Consider the following 18,385-nt stretch of genomic DNA (forward strand, 5'->3'; position numbering starts at 1 on the left):
TTACGCATTAAAAAAGCCACCTGTTTTTATTTTGGCAAAATTTTCATCTGTATCACACGTCGCCAGGGTGCAGATGGTTATATTCATGCTAGTTTAGACATCCAGACGGTTAAAATCAGGAAACGCAACATGACGGATAAACAGTTGGATACCAAACTGGTAAACGCAGGACGCAGCAAAAAATACACGCTTGGCTCAGTGAATAGTGTGATTCAACGCGCTTCTTCACTGGTGTTTGACACCGTCGAGGCCAAAAAACACGCTACCCGCAATCGCGCCAACGGCGAATTATTTTACGGACGCCGGGGAACGCTGACCCACTTTTCGCTCCAGGAAGCCATGTGTGAACTGGAAGGCGGCGCCGGATGCGCGCTCTTCCCGTGCGGCGCGGCGGCGGTCGCCAACACCATTCTGGCATTCGTTGAGCAGGGCGACCACATCCTGATGACCAACACAGCCTATGAACCCAGCCAGGATTTCTGCAGCAAAATTCTCGGCAAACTGGGCGTGACGACAAGCTGGTTCGACCCGCTCATCGGCGCTGATATCACGCAACATATTCAACCGAACACGAAAGTCGTATTTCTGGAATCCCCCGGTTCTATTACCATGGAAGTACATGATATTCCGAGCATTGTTAGTGCGGTCAGACGCGTCGCGCCAGAAGCCGTCATCATGATTGATAATACCTGGGCGGCTGGCGTTCTGTTCAAAGCTCTGGAATTCGATATTGATATCTCTATCCAGGCGGGCACTAAGTATCTGATTGGTCATTCTGATGCGATGGTCGGTACTGCCGTTGCAAATGCGCGCTGCTGGGAACAATTGCGGGAAAACGCCTATCTGATGGGGCAAATGCTCGACGCCGACACGGCTTATATGACCAGCCGCGGTCTGCGCACACTCGGCGTGCGACTGCGCCAGCATCAAGAAAGCAGCCTCAAAATCGCCGCATGGCTGGCGAACCATCCTCAGGTCGCGCGCGTTAATCATCCGGCCCTGCCGGGTAGCAAAGGTCATGCGTTCTGGAAACGAGACTTTACAGGCAGCAGCGGCCTGTTCTCCTTTGTGCTCAATAAAAAGCTGACCGAGGCAGAATTATCAGCCTATCTGGATAACTTTTCGCTGTTCAGTATGGCCTACTCCTGGGGAGGCTACGAATCGCTGATTATTGCTAATCAGCCGGAACAGATCGCCGCGATTCGTCCCGCAGGCGGCGTAGATTTTACCGGTACGCTGGTCCGGGTGCATATTGGTTTAGAGAGTGTTGATGATTTGATCGCTGATTTAGCCGCCGGCTTCGCCAGAATTGTGTAAAGTTGCCGGGGATGGACATATATGCAGACAATTTCCGTGGAAAAGTCTGCGTTTGTTGCGTCCGGGATCAAGGCATCCCGGACGATTCAGGAGTACAATAGGCGAATAAAAGCATAAATGCTGTTCCACAGGAAAGTTCATGGCTGTCATTCAAGATATTATCGCTGCGCTCTGGCAACATGATTTTGCCGCGCTGGCGAATCCACACGTTGTTAGCGTCGTCTACTTTGTCATGTTCGCCACGCTATTTTTAGAAAACGGTCTGCTGCCAGCATCATTCTTACCTGGCGATAGTCTGCTGCTACTGGCAGGCGCGTTGATCGCCCAGGATGTGATGCATTTTTTGCCGACGATTGGCATTCTCACCACCGCGGCCAGTCTCGGCTGCTGGCTAAGTTATATCCAGGGACGCTGGCTCGGTAATACGCGTACCGTCAAAGGCTGGCTGGCGCAGCTTCCGGCAAAATATCATCAGCGCGCCACCTGCATGTTTGACCGCCACGGTTTGTTAGCGTTGCTTGCCGGGCGCTTTCTGGCGTTTGTCCGCACTCTGCTGCCAACAATGGCGGGTATTTCCGGCCTGTCCAACCGCCGGTTTCAGTTTTTTAACTGGTTAAGCGGCCTGCTGTGGGTGACTGTCGTGACCAGCTTCGGCTACGCGCTCAGTATGATCCCGTTTGTTAAGCGCCATGAAGACCAGGTAATGACATTTTTAATGATCCTTCCCGTCGCGCTACTGGTCGCCGGACTGTTAGGTACGCTGGTCGTGGTGATTAAAAAGAAATACTGTAACGCCTGACGTATCCATAATCGGCCAGGATGGCCCGATTACGCTTCGTTGACCCGTGGCGGGATGCCCCACTTAGCTCCCTTGCATTGTCCGCATTCTTGCCGCATCTTCGCCCGGCGTAACGCCAAAATAACGTTTAAACTCCCGGCTAAACTGCGATGCGCTCTCATAGCCGACCCGCATCGCCGCGGCGCTGGCCTTCATACCGTCGTGAATCATCATCATCCGCGCTTTATGCAGTCGGTAGCTTTTTAAATACTGCAACGGCGAGGTGCTGGTGACCGCCTTAAAATTATGGTGAAACGCCGACACGCTCATGTTCGCTTCTGCCGCCAGTTGCTCAACATTCAGGTTCTCGGTGTATTTCATTTCGATCTGTTTAAGTACGCGACTGATCAGGCTAAAGTGCGTCTGGCGACTAACCAGTGCAAGCAGCGCCCCGCCGCGCGGTCCCATCAGCACATGATAAAGAATTTCGCGAATAATTTGTTTTCCCAGAATCCGCGCATCCAGCGGGCGCTCCATCACATCCAGCAATCTTTCCACCGCGCATAAAATCTCGTCCGACAGCGTGGCGGAGTTAATCCCACTGGCCGCCATCGGCAACTGGAAACGTTCATCTTCGCCAATGTCCATGAGCAACTCTTGCAGTTGCAGCACATCAATGTCGAGCCGAATACCGGCCAGTGGTACCTCCGGCGTTGCCCAGGTCTCGCATTCAAAAGGGAGCGGCACGGTCAGTAAGAGATATTCATTAGCGTCATAACGAAACTTGCGCTTGTTAATATAGCCAATTTTATGGCCGGAAAAGAGAAATATGATGCCAGGCTGATACATGACCGGCGTGCGCGGCCCCGGTTCAACACCATACAACAGACGAATGCCCGCCAGCCGCTCGCTGATTATTTTATCATTATTTTTTAAATGATTAATTTTATCCGCCAACTGTAAGCAAATTGCTTCACGATTCATAACGCGCCATTTTTTCATCAAATCCACTCCGCTGGATTGTGCGCATTTTTAGCGATTTTCTCCAGCATTCTGGAGAAATAGGCAAAACATTGGCAGAAATGTGCATTGAGAGACATCCCTCACAAGACCACAATGATGACCATCAGGCAGACAGCCGCCTGCCCTCTTTTTACCCACATAAGGGAATGAGCAATGAACAATTTCAAATTACATACCCCTACCCGCATTCTGTTTGGTAAAGGCGCTATCGTCGATCTTCGCGATCAAATCCCGCAGGACGCCCGCGTGCTGATTACCTATGGCGGCGGTAGCGTGAAAAAGACCGGCGTACTGGCGCAAGTTCAGGAAGCGTTAAAAGGACTGGATGTTCGGGAGTTTGGCGGTATTGAACCGAACCCGTCCTATGAAACGCTGATGAAGGCCGTGCAGCTTGTGCGCGACGAAAATATTACCTTCCTGCTGGCCGTTGGCGGCGGTTCCGTACTGGACGGCACCAAATTTATCGCCGCAGCGGCGCAGTATACGGACGGCGTCGATCCGTGGCACATTCTGGAAACCGGCGGTACTGAGATTCGTAGCGCAATCCCGATGGGGTCTGTGCTGACCCTACCGGCAACCGGCTCAGAATCGAACGCCGGCGCAGTCATTTCCCGTAAAACCACTGGCGACAAACAGGCCTTCCACTCCTCGTTCGTGCAACCGGTGTTTGCCGTACTGGACCCGGTCTACACCTATACATTGCCGCCGCGCCAGGTTGCGAACGGCGTCGTGGATGCTTTCGTCCATACCGTTGAGCAGTACGTCACTTACCCGGTTAACGGCAAAATTCAGGATCGTTTCGCCGAAGGTATTTTACTCACACTGATCGAAGAAGGTCCCAAAGCGCTGCAAGAGCCTGAAAATTATGACGTCCGCGCTAACGTGATGTGGGCCGCTACTCAGGCGTTGAATGGCCTGATTGGCGCTGGTGTTCCGCAGGACTGGGCGACACATATGCTGGGCCATGAGCTTACCGCGATGCACGGTCTCGATCATGCCCAGACGCTGGCTATCATTCTGCCTGCGCTATGGAACGAAAAACGAGACGTTAAACGTGCAAAACTCCTGCAATATGCTGAACGTGTATGGAATATCACCGACGGTTCCGACGACGAGCGTATTGATGCCGCCATTGCCGCCACCCGCCGTTTCTTTGAACAGATGGGCGTGCCTACCCGTCTGTCCGATTACGGTCTGGATGGCAGCACTATTCCGGCGCTACTGGCTAAACTTGAGGCGCATGGATGCAAAAATTTAGGTGAAAATCAGGATATTACGCTGGATGTCAGCCGTCGGATTTATGAAGCGGCGCGCTAAGGTTTTTTCGCCTCTGACTTTCGTTTTTGGCCATTTCGTCCAGACTTAAGTCACTTAGTCTCGCCGGACCCGACTCCGGCGAGCCAATTAAAAGAGGAACACATCATGGCTAATCCAACCATTATCAGGCTACAGGATGGCAACGTAATGCCACAACTTGGGCTGGGAGTCTGGAAAGCAAGCAATGAAGAGGTGATCGCGGCGATTCATAAAGCGCTGGAGGTGGGCTATCGATCGATTGATACCGCCACAGCATATCAGAATGAAGAAGGCGTCGGCAAAGCGCTAAAAGCAGCGAGCGTGGCGCGGGAAGAGCTGTTTATCACTACCAAGTTGTGGAATGACGATCAAAAACGTCCCCGCGAAGCCCTGCAGGAGAGTCTGAAAAAACTGCAGCTTGATTATCTCGATCTCTATCTGATGCACTGGCCCGTACCGGCTATCGATCACTATGTCGACGCCTGGAAAGGCATGATCGCGCTGCAAAAAGAGGGGCTGGTAAAGAGTATCGGGGTCTGTAACTTTCAGATCCATCACCTCCAGCGTCTGATCGATGAAACCGGCGTTACCCCTGTGATCAACCAGATCGAGCTTCACCCCTTGATGCAACAGCGCCAGCTACATGCGTGGAATGCGACGCATAAAATCCAGACCGAGTCCTGGAGCCCGCTGGCGCAGGGTGGCGAAGGCGTATTCGATCAGAAAGTGATTCGCGAACTGGCGGATAAATACGGCAAAACGCCCGCCCAGATTGTTATTCGCTGGCATCTGGACTGCGGGCTGGTCGTCATTCCGAAATCCGTCACCCCTTCCCGTATCGCGGAAAACTTTGCTGTCTGGGATTTCCGTCTCGATAAAGATGAATTAGGCGAGATCGCAAAACTGGATCAAGGAAAACGCCTCGGTCCCGATCCGGATCAGTTCGGCGGTTAAGCCGGATTTATCGCACGCCATGCCCGACGATGTCGTCGGGCTTTTTTGCATTCCGAAACATTAAGAAACAATTACGCGCATTTAACAGTATATTTCCCCCACACACAAGCGCATAATTATTCTGATTTTGTGAATATTTATTCATATTTATTATGAATTTACTTAATACATATAAAATATTTATGGATGTGTAATTGTGGCGGAAAAAAAATCTCAGGGCGTCAAATGGCTCCCATTTATTCTTATTCTGGTTATCGCCGCCGGACTGTGGCAGCTAACGCCCCCTTCCGGGTTAAGCGCGCCGGCCTGGCATTCCGCGATTATTTTTGTCGCGACGATCGCCTCTATCGTGGCGAAAGTGCTGCCTATTGGCGCAGTCGGTATTATCGGCATCACCGTCTTTGCGCTCGCCTATGCTGCCGGCGACAAAACGGCCAGCGGTGCGATTACCACGGCCTTGAGCGAGCTGAACAGTTCGCTGATCTGGCTTATCGTCGTCGCCTTTATGATTGCCCGTGGGTTTATCAAAACCGGGCTGGGTCGGCGTATCGCCCTACAAATGATCCGTCTGTTAGGTAAACGAACGCTGGGTCTGGCTTATGGTCTGGCGTTTGCCGATCTGATCCTCTCCCCCGCGATGCCCAGTAACACCGCGCGCTGCGGCGGCGTGATTTACCCGATCGCCGACTCGCTGGCGCGCAGCTTTGATTCACATCCGGAAGATGAGTCTCGCAGCAAAATCGGCACCTTTCTGATCACCTGTATTGGCAATGTTAACGACGTCACCGCCGCACTGTTTATGACCGGTTATACGGGTAACCTGCTGGCGGTAAAACTGGCGGCGAACGCCGGCGTTACGTTGAGCTGGGGAAGTTGGTTTATCGCCGCGCTCCTGCCTTGCCTGGTCTCTTTTCTTATCGTCCCGCTGCTGGTCTACTGGCTGACGCGTCCGGAAATTAAACATACGCCGGATGCGCCGGATTTGGCGCGCAAAGAGCTGGCGCAAATGGGCAGTATGACGCGCGGCGAGTGGCTCATGCTGGCGACCGTCGGCGTGTTGCTGGTGCTATGGATTTTTGGCAGCTCGCTCGGCGTGGATGCCACGACGGCCTCTTTTGTCGGTCTCTCTATTTTATTACTGAGCGGCGTGCTCACCTGGGAAGACGTTAAAAGCGAAAAAGGCGCCTGGGATACGTTGATTTGGTTTGCCGCGCTGCTGATGATGGCTAACCAGTTGAAGAAACTAGGATTCACCAGCTGGTTTGGCAACCTGATTGGCGACAGCATCGGCAGCACGATGCATGGAACCAGTTGGATAATCATCCTGCTGCTGCTTAACGCAGCCTATTTTTATACCCACTATTTTTTCGCCAGCGGCAACGCGCAAATCGCCGCGCTGTATGCGGTATTTCTGGGCGTCGGTCTGCATCTGAATATTCCGGCGGCGCCGATGGCGCTCATGCTGGCGTTTACCAGCAGCCTGTACTGCTCTCTTACGCAGTATACCCACGCACGCGGCCCCATTCTTTTTGGCGCCGGCTATGTACCGACGGGCGTCTGGTGGCGAACGGGATTTATTATCAGTCTCTTTAATCAGGCGGTCTTTTTGACAGTCGGCCTCGCATGGTGGAAAGTGTTAGGGTTGTATTAAACGCTTAACTCATCGATAAGCCCCTCGGTTAACGGAGAAATGGAATGACCTGCATTTTCTGTCAAATAGTTGAAGGTAAAGCACCTTGTCATAAAGTTTGGGAAGATGAGCATCACCTGGCTTTTTTGTCGATTTTTCCGAATACCGATGGGTTTACCGTAGTGATCCCGAAAAAACATTACCCCAGCTACGCGTTCGATCTACCGCCGCAGGCGTTAGCGGACCTGATGCTGGCGACCCAAAAAGTGGCTAAGAAACTGGATAAGGCTTTCCCGGATGTCAGTCGTACGGGAATGTTCTTCGAAGGTTTCGGCGTAGACCATGTGCACAGTAAATTAAGCCCCATGCACGGTACTGGCGATTTAACCCACTGGAAACCGATTGAATCGCGGCAGAATAAATTTTTCGAACAGTATGAAGGATATCTGTCGTCACACGATCATGAACGGGCTGATGATGAAAAACTGGCCGCGCTGGCGGCCAGAATTCGTGAGGCATAAATACGGAGCACTTCTGCCGGATGGCGGTGTAAGCACCTTATCCGGCCTACAAAACTGTGCTATTCATAGACCTGATAAGCGCAGCACCTTCAGGCATTATACCTTAGATTATATACTTCTTATCTATTTTAATATATCAACCCTGGTAGGTTAAATATTACGGCGCGTGGCTAAATATTTCGTACAAAAACCATCCAGGAATAGCGGCAATAACACCCATTAAAATTATCCCTGCAAGAGTCATTTGCCTATCTTCACGTTTTTCCATACTACATGCTTTAATAGCCATTATGAATATAACAACAGCTATTATAGCAATTACGATAAAACAGGGAATAATAATCATACCCATGATATCCCCTCCTCTGGGGCTGTATAAAAGCATCATGCCTTAATCATTAAGGTAATATATAATTAATTTATACAATCAATAATATTTAAATAAAATATAAAGCTCCCCGTAATTTAGCAATTACTAAAGACCGATACAATATATTTAGATGTCTGTTACTTCCAAAAACATTAGCTTCCAGAAGCAACAGATTCAAAGGTAATTAACGCCCTGCGCCTTTCCCGCGCTTCTTATTAGCGGCAAGCCCCTGCCGCTGATGTTCCACCGGCGTATGCTTGGTCAACGCCGGGCGGGTATTGCGGTTCTGGCGACGCGCTTCGCGCATCTCTTCAATGGTCGGCGCAGGCACCAGACACTCACGGCGACCGCCAATCAAATGCTTTTTCCCCATCGCTTCCAGCGCCTGGCGAATCAGCGGCCAGTTCGCCGGATCGTGATAACGCAGCAGCGCCTTATGCAAGCGACGTTGCCTGTCTCCCTTCGGCACCACCACATCTTCACTCTTATAACCAATTTTACCCAGCGGGTTTTTGCCGGTGTAATACATGGTGGTCGAATTCGCCAACGGCGACGGGTAGAAGTTCTGCACCTGATCCAAACGGAAGCGGTGGCGCTTGAGCCACAGCGCCAGATTCACCATATCCTCGTCCCGCGTGCCCGGATGCGCGGAGATAAAATACGGGATCAGATACTGCTCTTTTCCGGCCTGTTTAGAGTAAAGGTCAAATAACTCTTTAAAGCGATCGTAGCTGCCCATACCCGGCTTCATCATTTTCGACAGCGGACCTTCTTCAGTATGCTCCGGCGCAATCTTCAGATAGCCGCCCACATGATGGCTCGCCAGCTCTTTAATGTAGCGAGGATCTTCTACGGCGATGTCGTAGCGCACGCCGGAGGCAATTAAGATTTTCTTAATGCCTTTCAGCTCACGGGCGCGGCGATAAAGATTGATCGTCGGCGTATGGTCAGTATCCATATGCGGACAGATATCCGGATAGACGCATGACAGGCGACGACAGGTCTGCTCCGCACGCGGCGACTTACAGCGCAGCATATACATGTTCGCGGTAGGACCGCCCAGATCGGAGATCACGCCGGTAAACCCCGGCACCGTGTCGCGGATCGCTTCGATCTCGTTGATAATAGAGTCTTCCGAGCGGCTCTGAATGATGCGCCCTTCATGTTCAGTGATCGAGCAGAAAGAGCAGCCGCCAAAGCAGCCGCGCATGATATTGATCGAAAAGCGGATCATCTCATAGGCCGGAATACGGGCATTGCCGTAAGCCGGGTGCGGCACACGCTGATACGGCAGCGCAAACACGCTATCCATCTCTTCAGTGGAGAGCGGTATGGCGGGCGGGTTGATCCAGACATAGCGGTCGCCGTGTTTTTGCATCAGCGCCCGCGCGCAGCCAGGGTTAGTTTCGTGATGCAGAATACGCGACGCATGGGCGTACAGCACCTTGTCGCCTTTCACCTTTTCAAAGGATGGCAGCAGGATATAGGTTTTTTCCCACGGCTTCGGACGCGGCGGCTGCACGGTAATCGCTTTAGCTTCCTGCTTTTTCGGCGCGACCGGCTTGTTATCCGCGCACGGCAGATCCTCACCATAGGGATGGGGAATTGGATCGATTTTACCCGGCGTGTCCAGACGAGTGGAGTCGACGCCGCTCCAGCCAGGCAGCGCTTCTTTAACCATAATCGCAGTGTTACGCACGTCGCGAATCTGATCGATGGTTTCGCCCATTGCCAGACGGTGCGCCACTTCCACCAGCGGACGCTCGCCGTTGCCAAACATCAGCATGTCGGCTTTGGAATCGACTAACACCGAACGACGCACAGTATCAGACCAGTAGTCGTAATGCGCGGTACGGCGCAGACTGGCCTCAATGCCGCCAAGGATCACCGGGACATCTTTCCACGCTTCTTTGCAACGCTGGGTATAGACCAGCGTGGCGCGGTCCGGGCGTTTGCCCGCGACGTTATCCGGGGTGTAGGCGTCGTCATGGCGCAGCTTACGGTCGGCGGTGTAACGGTTGATCATCGAGTCCATGTTGCCGGCGGTGACGCCGAAGAACAGGTTCGGTTTTCCCAGACGCATAAAGTCGTCTTTGCTGTTCCAGTCAGGCTGGGCGATGATCCCCACGCGGAAGCCCTGCGCTTCCAGCATACGACCGCAAATCGCCATGCCGAAGCTCGGATGGTCGACGTAGGCGTCGCCGGTTACCAGAATAATGTCGCAGCTATCCCAGCCAAGTTGATCCATCTCGTCACGTGACATCGGCAAAAACGGCGCCGGCCCAAAGCAGGCGGCCCAGTACTGCGGCCAGGAGAAAAGGTCGCGATCCGGTTGGATCAGGGAGATAGCGCTCATATTGCTTCCAAAACGATTGGCAAAAAAATAATCAAAGGTCGGGGATTATAAGCCGTATCTATAGCGAAAATGAAGGAGATTATCGCCTTATATGCAGGGCTGGCGCGAAATAGAAACAACTTTAAACGGCCTGGCCTGATGTGTTTGAAATTGGTCTTATGAATATCTCCAAATTGGTATGCAATTAATTATACCCACGTCTAAAAACGCAGTATCGCCATAACAACAAAAAGTAAAAAAAATATCATATTATCAGTAATATATAAAAAAACTTCGCTGAATTGCTCACGGCACTGTTTTTACCATGACTTTCTTCTGTGAACCAGATCTCTTTCTTTGGTCTATTGATTAAATTAAATTGGCTGACAGAGTTCAGGGGATAAAGAACACCATCACCACGCCTTTCCCCTACGCAATACCTTACGTATCAGCAGGTTATTAATTAATCAACGATAACCACAGGAATCCCAACCTATAAGGAAGCAGATATGAAAAACACACGTTCATTCACAACATCAGCGGTATTACTGGCCGGCTGTTTGCTACTGGCATTTCCAGCGCTCGCCAAAACCACGCTGAAACTGAGCCACAATCAGGATAAAAGCCACGCCGTTCACAAAGCGATGAGCTATCTGGCCGATAAAGCGAAAGCCTATTCGGACGGCGAATTAAATATTCGTATTTACCCCAACGCCACGCTGGGCAACGAACGTGAATCGCTGGAATTGATGAACTCCGGCGCTCTGCAAATGGTGAAAGTCAATGCGGCATCGCTGGAGTCTTTTGCGCCGGAATATAGCGTGTTTAGCCTGCCGTTTTTATTCCGCGACCGCGATCACTACTACAACGTACTGAAAAGCGACTTAGGGAAACGCATTCTCGCGTCCTCCGAAAGCAAAGGCTTCGTCGGCTTAACCTGGTACGACGGCGGCGCCCGCAGTTTTTACGCTGGTAAGCCCATCACTCAACCCGACGATTTAGCCGGTATGAAAATCAGAGTGCAGCAAAGCCCCAGCGCTATCGCGATGGTGAAAGCGCTCGGCGGCGTGCCGACGCCGATGGCGCAAGGCGAACTCTATACCGCGCTCCAGCAAGGCGTGGTCGATGGCGGCGAAAACAACCCCGTGGTTTATGCCGATATGCGTCATGCGGAGGTGGCGAAATTCTATTCCCGCGACGAGCACACGATGGTGCCGGATGTCCTGGTCATCAGTACCAAAGTACTTAACAAATTGAGCGATAAAGAGCGGAAAGCGTTATATAAAGCCGCAGATGAATCCATGCAGCAAATGAAAGACGTCATCTGGCCCGCCGCGGAAAAAGAGGCTTATGAGAGCATGAAGGCCATGAATGCGACCGTTGTTGATATTGATAAATCCGCGTTCAAACAGCGTGTTAAGCCCTTGTTTGATGAGTTCCGCGCGAAAGATGCTCAATCAGCGAAGGATCTGGAATACATCGAGAATATGTAAATCTGCCGGGCAGGGTTCTCCTGCCCTTTACAGGATGTAATATGCGAATACTCACCAATGCACTGAACAAAATACTGGCCGGGTGCTGCTGTATTATTCTGGCGATCATGGTTGCCTGCGTATCCTGGCAGGTGGCGGCGCGCTTTATATTCAACGCGCCAAGCAGCACGCTCGACGAATTCACCCAGATTCTTTTTATGTGGATGATTCTGTTAGGCGGCGTCTATACCGCCGGATTAAAAAAACATTTAGCTATCGATTTGTTAGCGCAAAAACTCTCCCGAACGCCCGCCCTCGTGCTCGACAGTATCATTCAGGTGATTATTACCGTGTTCGCGCTGATTTTTATGGTGTACGGCGGTGATATTATTGTTGAAAAAGCGGCGCACGTCAGCCAAATGTCCCCGGTATTAAAATGGCCTATGGATAAAGTCTATTGGGTCATGCCGATTAGCGGCGTCATCCTGGTGTACTACACCATTGTGAACGTTATTGATAATTATCATCAGCGCCATCTTCGCTAACGAGGGATATATGGACTTTGAATATATTTACCCAATAATTGTTTTATTTGGCAGCTTTGCCATTATGCTGGCGGTCGGCGTTCCTATTACATTCGCTATCGGGCTGTCGTCCTTATTCTCAATCCTGATAGCCCTTCCCCCGGATGCGGCAATCTCGGTTATTTCGCAAAAAATGACCGTCGGTCTCGATGGCTTTACGCTGCTGGCGATCCCCTTTTTTGTGTTAGCCGGCAATATCATGAATACCGGGGGAATCGCCCGGCGCCTGGTGAATCTGGCTCAGGCGTTAGTTGGCCGCCTTCCCGGTTCGCTGGCGCACTGCAATATTCTGGCGAACACCCTGTTTGGCGCGATATCCGGCTCGGCTGTCGCTTCTGCGGCCGCGGTGGGCGGCATCATGTCGCCATTACAGGAAAAAGAGGGCTACTCTCCGGCGTTCTCTACGGCGATCAACGTCGCTTCGGCGCCGATTGGCCTGATGATCCCGCCCAGCAATGTGCTAATTGTCTATTCGCTGGCTAGCGGCGGCACCTCTGTCGCCGCCCTGTTTTTGGCGGGCTACCTGCCCGGCATCTTAACCGCGCTGGCTTTAATGACGGTAGCGGCGCTGTATGCCCATCGCCACCATTACCCGGTTGCCGAACGCATCAACCTGCGGCAGTTTCTGTCGGTATTCCGCGATTCATTGCCCAGCCTGTTGCTGATATTTATTATTATCGGCGGCATTATCGGCGGCGTATTTACGCCAACAGAGGCCTCTGCGATCGCGGTAATCTATAGCCTGGCGCTGGCGGCCATTTATCGAGAAATTAATGTGAGTAAGTTGCGCGATATTCTGCTGGATTCGGTAGTAACCAGCTCTATTGTTCTCTTACTGGTCGGCTGCTCAATGGGAATGTCATGGGCGATGACCAATGCTGATGTTCCTGAACTGATTAATGAAATGATTACCAGCGTGTCCGAAAATAAATGGGTCATCTTGCTGATTATCAATCTCATTTTGTTACTCGTCGGGACGTTTATGGATATTACCCCGGCTATTCTGATCTTTACGCCTATTTTCCTTCCCATTGCTCAACATCTGGGAATCGACCCTGTCCATTTTGGCATTATTATGGTTTTCAATTTAACCATCGGACTGTGTACGCCCCCGGTAGGCACTATTTTGTTCGTCGGTTGCAGTATCGGCAAAATCAGTATTGATAAAGTCGTCAAACCGCTATTACCGATGTTTCTGGCACTCTTTGTGGTCATGGCGATGATTTGCTACTTCCCGCAGTTGAGTCTGCTGCTTCCCACGCTGTTTGCTCCTTCCTGAAAACCCTGACGGGTCTGCGCTATTCAGACCCGTACTCGGACGCTTTACGACGCCGGATTCACCAGCATTTGCCCAATCGAGCCGCGGTCAGCCATTTCCAGCGTCTGGCTGTTGAAATAGAACGGGAAGTGCGGCCAGGACGGCTGACCGTAATAGAGCAGCAATTCGACTTGCCCATCCACCCAGACGGTATCTTTCCAGCCTCTATCTTCCGGGAACGGCATAGCGCCGTTGACGTTACGAATCAGGAAAGAGACGCCCTCAATATGGAACGACTGCGGCATATCGGCGCGTACCGTCCAGCGCTCCCAGGTGCCTTGTTGGGCGGTAATATCAATGCGATTCACATCCCACAGTTGGCCGTTAATCCCCGGATCGTCGCCAAGACTGATGTCCCGACTGCGGACAGGCGCGCCGCTCATGATCTCCGTCGGCAACAGACGCATCGACAGATTATCGGTCACCAGCGGCAGCAATCCGGTTGGCCGTAACGTCAGCACCAGGGTCGAAACCAGAATACTGGAAGGCTCAAAGAAACCGCGAATCCGATCGACTATGCTGGCCGCTTCCCCGCAGGTGATCGAGACTTCGTCGCCGTTGGTCATATCAACCAGGATTTCACGTCGCTCGCCGGGCGCCAGTGACAACTGTTTGACGGAAACCGGCGCAGGTAAAAAGCCCTGATCGCCTGAAATCACATGCAGCGCCCGGCCATCGCTCATCTGAAGCTGATAGCGCCGCGAGTTCGAGGCGTTCAACAACCGTAACCGCACCCAGCCGCGGGACACTTCGACATAGGGGCTTTGCGCGCCGTTCACCAGCAGCGTATCGCCGACAAAACCACCGCTTCCCGGTTCGCTGTACTCCGGCGTCCCAAAGTTATCCAGCCGTTTATCCTGGATAATGACGGGAAAATCATCCACGCCGTAATGGTTCGGAATGGGCAGCGTTTTACTAATGTCGTCTTCGACCAGCCACATTCCGGCCAGGCCGTTATACACCTGCTGCGCAGTGCGGTTAGGCGTGTTAGCGTGATACCACAGCGTCGCGGCGCTCTGACGAATCGGCAACACCGGCGCCCAGTCCGCGTTCGGCGACATCATACGCGCCGGGCCACCCATCAGCGGCCCCGGCACCAGTAAACCAGCAACCGTCATGGAGACATTTTCCGCCAGGCGGTTGCTATAGATGAGTTTAACGTCATCGCCTTTCCAGACGCGGATTGTCGGCCCCAGATAACGACCGTTCACTCCCCAGACCGGCGCGCGCGTGCCTTGCGTAAAGGACCAGTGCGCTCGCTGTAGCGTCATAAACAACGGCTGCCCGCGACGGGACTCCAGCAACGGCGGAACAGGCAACGGCTGTTGCTGACCGGCAGCATTCGCCCTGAGGGGAATCGCGCCTGCACATAGTGCGATTCCCGATGCCTGAAGAAACTGACGCCGACTGAATGACATATAAGCTCCATGTAAAACAGGCTAAAGAGTTGTGCCTGAAAAAATGATTTCTACAATAACAGAGTAAGACTGCTTAAACCTTACCGGTCGCTTCACGTTCCGCAACCTCTTTATCAAGTTCCGCGATTTTTTGCTCCATTAACGCACGGCAGTGGGCCGCCAGCTCGCGAACCTGATCTTTACCATATTCGCTGACATCGACTGGCGGCAGCATTTCCACAATAACCAGTCCGTTGTTCAGGCGGTTTAGATTGACTTTGTTAGAGGTGTTGGAAACGCAGACAGGAATGATCGGCACACCAGCCGCGATAGCCGCATGAAACGCGCCGGTTTTAAACGGCAGCAGACCGCGTCCCCGGCTACGCGTACCTTCAGGGAACATCCAGATAGAAATACGGCGCTTTTTAAAATGGTTAACCACTGCCGCAATGGTGCTATGCGCTTTGGCGCGGTTATTACGGTCAATCAACAGATTACCGGTCAGCCAGTACAGTTGCCCAAAAAACGGGATCCAAAGCAGGCTTTTTTTCCCCACCGTCACCGTTGGCGGCTGCACAATATTCGCCGCCGTGACCATATCATAATTATTCTGGTGGTTAGCAATATAGATAGCATTGCCATAGTTTTCCGCGTCGGCGGGTTTGCGGCACTCCACTTTCAGGCCAAACAGCGGGGCCAGACGACCGAACATATGTCCAAACGTCGCCACGTGTTTTGGGTTACGTGGGCTGAAAAGGCAGTAAATAGAACCGAAAACACAGACCAGAATGGAGTAAATAACGGTAACAATAAGACGAAAAATATATAGCATAACAACCTCTGAAGGCCTAAGAGCCCGGCATTCTACGTCACCTGAAATTCAGGTTAGGATTTTGGTAAGTGTGGCTCTCTGGAAAAACGTATTGTTAATCGCAATGCACGAATAAACAACGGTTTTACGGGAAATTTTAATGTTAATCCGATCTGAAACCGTAGGCCGGATAAGACGCTACTGCGTCGTCATCCGGCAACGGCAGAGCGCCGGATGGCGGCTTAGATGCCTTGTCCGGCCTACGGGCGCCCCTGTCTTACTCTTCGCTGTCGCCATGACTTACGCGATGCGGCGAATCAATCTCAATGCGATCGATACGCTGCAGGCCGCGCATTAATGTGCCACGGCGTCCGCGTTCACCGACTACCTTTTGTAACTCTTCAGGGCGCAGTTTGATTTTGCGCTTCCCGACATGGATAGTCAGAGTGCTTTGTGGCGGCAGCACGTACAGGTGCGCCAGTCCATCATCGCCTTTCGCCGCTTCTGCAGAGGGGATATTAATGATCTTATTCCCTTTGCCTTTCGACAGCTGCGGCAGAGAGTCTACCGGGAACATCAACATCCGTCCGGCCAGGGTAATCGCCAGCAGCATATCGTGCTCGTCTTCAATCACCAGCGGCGGCATGACGTGCGCATTTTCCGGCAGTGTAATCAACGCCTTACCGGCACGGTTACGGGCAACCAGATCGTTAAACGTACAAACGAAGCCGTAGCCCGCATCCGACGCCATCAGCAGTTTCTGGTCATCGCCTTCCATCAGCATATGCTCTACGGTCGCCCCCGGCGGCAGCGTGAGTTTGCCGGTCAGCGGCTCGCCCTGCCCACGCGCCGACGGAAGCGTAATGGGATCAATAGCATAGCTGCGCCCGGTGGTATCAATAAACACCACCGGTTGATTACTCTTACCTTTCACCGCGGCTTTAAAGCTGTCGCCCGCTTTATAGTTAAGCCCCGGCGCATCAATATCATGACCTTTGGCGCTGCGCACCCAGCCCATCTGCGACAGCACGATAGTCACCGGTTCGGACGGCAGCATGTCGTGTTCGCTCATCGCTTTAGCTTCTTCGCGCTCACGCAGCGGAGAACGGCGATCGTCGCCATAGGCATCGGAATCTGCCTGTAGCTCTTTTTTCAGCAAGGTATTCATTTTGCGTTCGGACGCGAGAATGCCCTGCAACTGGTCACGCTCTTTTTCCAGCTCGTCCTGCTCGCCGCGAATTTTCATCTCTTCCAGTTTGGCGAGATGACGCAGTTTCAGTTCGAGAATCGCTTCCGCCTGGGTTTCGCTGATGCCGAAACGCGACATCAGCGCGGGTTTCGGCTCATCCTCGTTACGGATAATCTCGATCACTTCATCGATGTTGAGAAACGCCACCAGCAAACCTTCGAGGATATGCAGGCGCTTAAGCACTTTCTCCAGACGATAGTTCAGACGACGGCGCACCGTGTCGCGGCGGAACGCCAGCCACTCGGTGAGGATCTCCAGCAGGTTTTTCACCGCCGGACGACCATCCAGACCGATCATGTTCAGGTTAATACGGTAGCTTTTTTCCAGATCGGTGGTGGCGAACAGATGGTTCATCACCTGCTCCATATCCACACGGTTGGAGCGCGGGACAATCACTAAACGCGTCGGGTTTTCGTGATCCGATTCATCGCGCAGGTCGTCCACCATCGGCAGTTTTTTATTGCGCATCTGCGCAGCAATCTGCTCCAGCACTTTTGCGCCAGATACCTGATGCGGCAACGCGGTGATCACCACGGCGCCGTCTTCTTTGGTCCATACCGCGCGCATACGCACGGAGCCACGCCCATTTTCGTAAATTTTACGAATTTCCGCACGAGGGGTAATGATCTCCGCTTCGGTCGGGTAATCCGGCCCCTGGACGATATCCAGCAACTGATCCAGCGTCGTTTTCGGCTGCTCAATCAGCGTAATCGCCGCTTTCGCCACTTCGCGCAGGTTATGCGGCGGAATATCTGTTGCCATGCCCACCGCAATACCGGTGGTGCCGTTCAGCAGGATGTTCGGCAGACGCGCCGGTAACATTTTCGGTTCCTGCATGGTGCCGTCGAAGTTTGGCACCCAGTCCGCCGTCCCCTGACCGAGTTCGCTTAACAGCAGCTCGGCGTATTTGGACAGGCGGGATTCGGTATAACGCATCGCCGCGAATGACTTCGGATCATCCGGCGCGCCCCAGTTCCCCTGGCCATCGACCAGCGGGTAACGGTAAGAGAACGGCTGCGCCATCAGCACCATGGCTTCATAGCAGGCGCTGTCGCCATGCGGGTGATACTTACCCAGTACGTCACCAACGGTACGGGCGGATTTTTTAAATTTAGCGGTGGCGTTCAGCCCCAGCTCTGACATCGCATAGACGATGCGGCGCTGTACCGGCTTCAGGCCGTCGCCAATAAACGGCAACGCACGATCCATGATCACGTACATGGAGTAGTTTAAGTAGGCGTTTTCCGTAAATTCATGTAGCGCAAGGCGCTCTGCCATATCGCTCATTAACAGGGGATCCTCAATCTGCATGCTGACCGTTCGGACGGCA

The 18,385-nt window shown here is 52.6% G+C and carries 14 protein-coding genes and 1 pseudogene; 9 read left to right on the forward strand and 6 right to left on the reverse strand.

From position 1 onward, the window contains the following. Positions 1-129: 129 nt before the first annotated feature. Entirely contained in the window at positions 130-1,317 is a 1,188-nt protein-coding gene (metC, locus tag N7E69_RS04890; protein ID WP_000130265.1) for a cystathionine beta-lyase, read from the forward strand. Positions 1,318-1,456: 139 nt separating this feature from the next. Beyond that, positions 1,457-2,116, forward strand: coding sequence for a DedA family general envelope maintenance protein YghB (yghB, locus tag N7E69_RS04895; RefSeq protein ID WP_000268444.1), 660 nt, complete (start codon positions 1,457-1,459; stop codon positions 2,114-2,116). Between the two features lie 63 nt (positions 2,117-2,179). Here yghB and N7E69_RS04900 read toward each other — a convergent pair whose 3' ends face one another. Then, positions 2,180-3,079 carry an AraC family transcriptional regulator gene (locus N7E69_RS04900; RefSeq protein ID WP_001078198.1) on the reverse strand — a complete coding sequence of 300 codons (900 nt, stop codon included), beginning with the start codon at positions 3,077-3,079 and terminating at the stop codon, positions 2,180-2,182. A 192-nt stretch (positions 3,080-3,271) separates the two neighbouring features. Between N7E69_RS04900 and yqhD the strand changes: the two genes are divergently transcribed. From yqhD to N7E69_RS04920, 4 genes and pseudogenes are all read left to right on the forward strand, one after another. Beyond that, positions 3,272-4,435, forward strand: coding sequence for an alcohol dehydrogenase (yqhD, locus tag N7E69_RS04905; RefSeq protein WP_001058721.1), 1,164 nt, complete (start codon positions 3,272-3,274; stop codon positions 4,433-4,435). Positions 4,436-4,540: 105 nt separating this feature from the next. Next, entirely contained in the window at positions 4,541-5,368 is an 828-nt protein-coding gene (gene dkgA / locus N7E69_RS04910) for a 2,5-didehydrogluconate reductase DkgA (RefSeq protein WP_000013100.1), read from the forward strand. A 165-nt stretch (positions 5,369-5,533) separates the two neighbouring features. Beyond that, positions 5,534-7,019: pseudogene (locus tag N7E69_RS04915) on the forward strand (DASS family sodium-coupled anion symporter). Between the two features lie 44 nt (positions 7,020-7,063). Beyond that, positions 7,064-7,519 carry an HIT family protein gene (locus N7E69_RS04920; protein WP_000128242.1) on the forward strand — a complete coding sequence of 152 codons (456 nt, stop codon included), beginning with the start codon at positions 7,064-7,066 and terminating at the stop codon, positions 7,517-7,519. 157 nt (positions 7,520-7,676) lie between these two features. Here the strand turns inward: N7E69_RS04920 and N7E69_RS04925 are convergent, their stop codons facing one another. After that, entirely contained in the window at positions 7,677-7,871 is a 195-nt protein-coding gene (locus N7E69_RS04925; protein WP_000525384.1) for a hypothetical protein, read from the reverse strand. Positions 7,872-8,073: 202 nt separating this feature from the next. Continuing rightward, positions 8,074-10,245 carry a YgiQ family radical SAM protein gene (locus tag N7E69_RS04930; RefSeq protein ID WP_001274458.1) on the reverse strand — a complete coding sequence of 724 codons (2,172 nt, stop codon included), beginning with the start codon at positions 10,243-10,245 and terminating at the stop codon, positions 8,074-8,076. A gap of 488 nt (positions 10,246-10,733) precedes the next feature. Here N7E69_RS04930 and N7E69_RS04935 point away from each other — a divergent pair, with 488 nt between their 5' ends. Genes N7E69_RS04935 through N7E69_RS04945 form a run of 3 tightly spaced genes read left to right on the forward strand, consistent with a single transcriptional unit; the run spans position 10,734 to position 13,559 of the window. After that, positions 10,734-11,717 (forward strand): TRAP transporter substrate-binding protein, encoded by a 984-nt coding sequence (locus N7E69_RS04935; protein WP_000799367.1) that lies wholly within the window; start codon positions 10,734-10,736, stop codon positions 11,715-11,717. Positions 11,718-11,758: 41 nt separating this feature from the next. Beyond that, the gene (locus N7E69_RS04940) at positions 11,759-12,241 is read left to right on the forward strand and encodes a TRAP transporter small permease (protein WP_001221825.1); all 483 of its coding nucleotides are present in this window, start codon (positions 11,759-11,761) and stop codon (positions 12,239-12,241) included. Positions 12,242-12,251: 10 nt separating this feature from the next. Beyond that, complete coding sequence (locus N7E69_RS04945) at positions 12,252-13,559, forward strand: TRAP transporter large permease (protein ID WP_000345261.1); 1,308 nt, start codon at positions 12,252-12,254, stop codon at positions 13,557-13,559. 44 nt (positions 13,560-13,603) lie between these two features. On the opposite strand, the gene ftsP is transcribed toward N7E69_RS04945, so the two are convergent. The 3 genes from ftsP to parC all read right to left on the reverse strand — a co-directional run bounded on the left by ftsP (position 13,604) and on the right by parC (position 18,342). Beyond that, positions 13,604-15,016 carry a cell division protein FtsP gene (gene ftsP, locus N7E69_RS04950; protein ID WP_000010660.1) on the reverse strand — a complete coding sequence of 471 codons (1,413 nt, stop codon included), beginning with the start codon at positions 15,014-15,016 and terminating at the stop codon, positions 13,604-13,606. Positions 15,017-15,089: 73 nt separating this feature from the next. After that, positions 15,090-15,827 carry a 1-acylglycerol-3-phosphate O-acyltransferase gene (plsC, locus tag N7E69_RS04955; RefSeq protein ID WP_000965730.1) on the reverse strand — a complete coding sequence of 246 codons (738 nt, stop codon included), beginning with the start codon at positions 15,825-15,827 and terminating at the stop codon, positions 15,090-15,092. Between the two features lie 256 nt (positions 15,828-16,083). After that, positions 16,084-18,342, reverse strand: coding sequence for a DNA topoisomerase IV subunit A (gene parC / locus N7E69_RS04960; RefSeq protein ID WP_001281909.1), 2,259 nt, complete (start codon positions 18,340-18,342; stop codon positions 16,084-16,086). Positions 18,343-18,385 lie beyond the last annotated feature (43 nt).

The organism is Salmonella sp. 3C (assembly GCF_025426275.1).
GTDB lineage: Bacteria > Pseudomonadota > Gammaproteobacteria > Enterobacterales > Enterobacteriaceae > Salmonella > Salmonella enterica.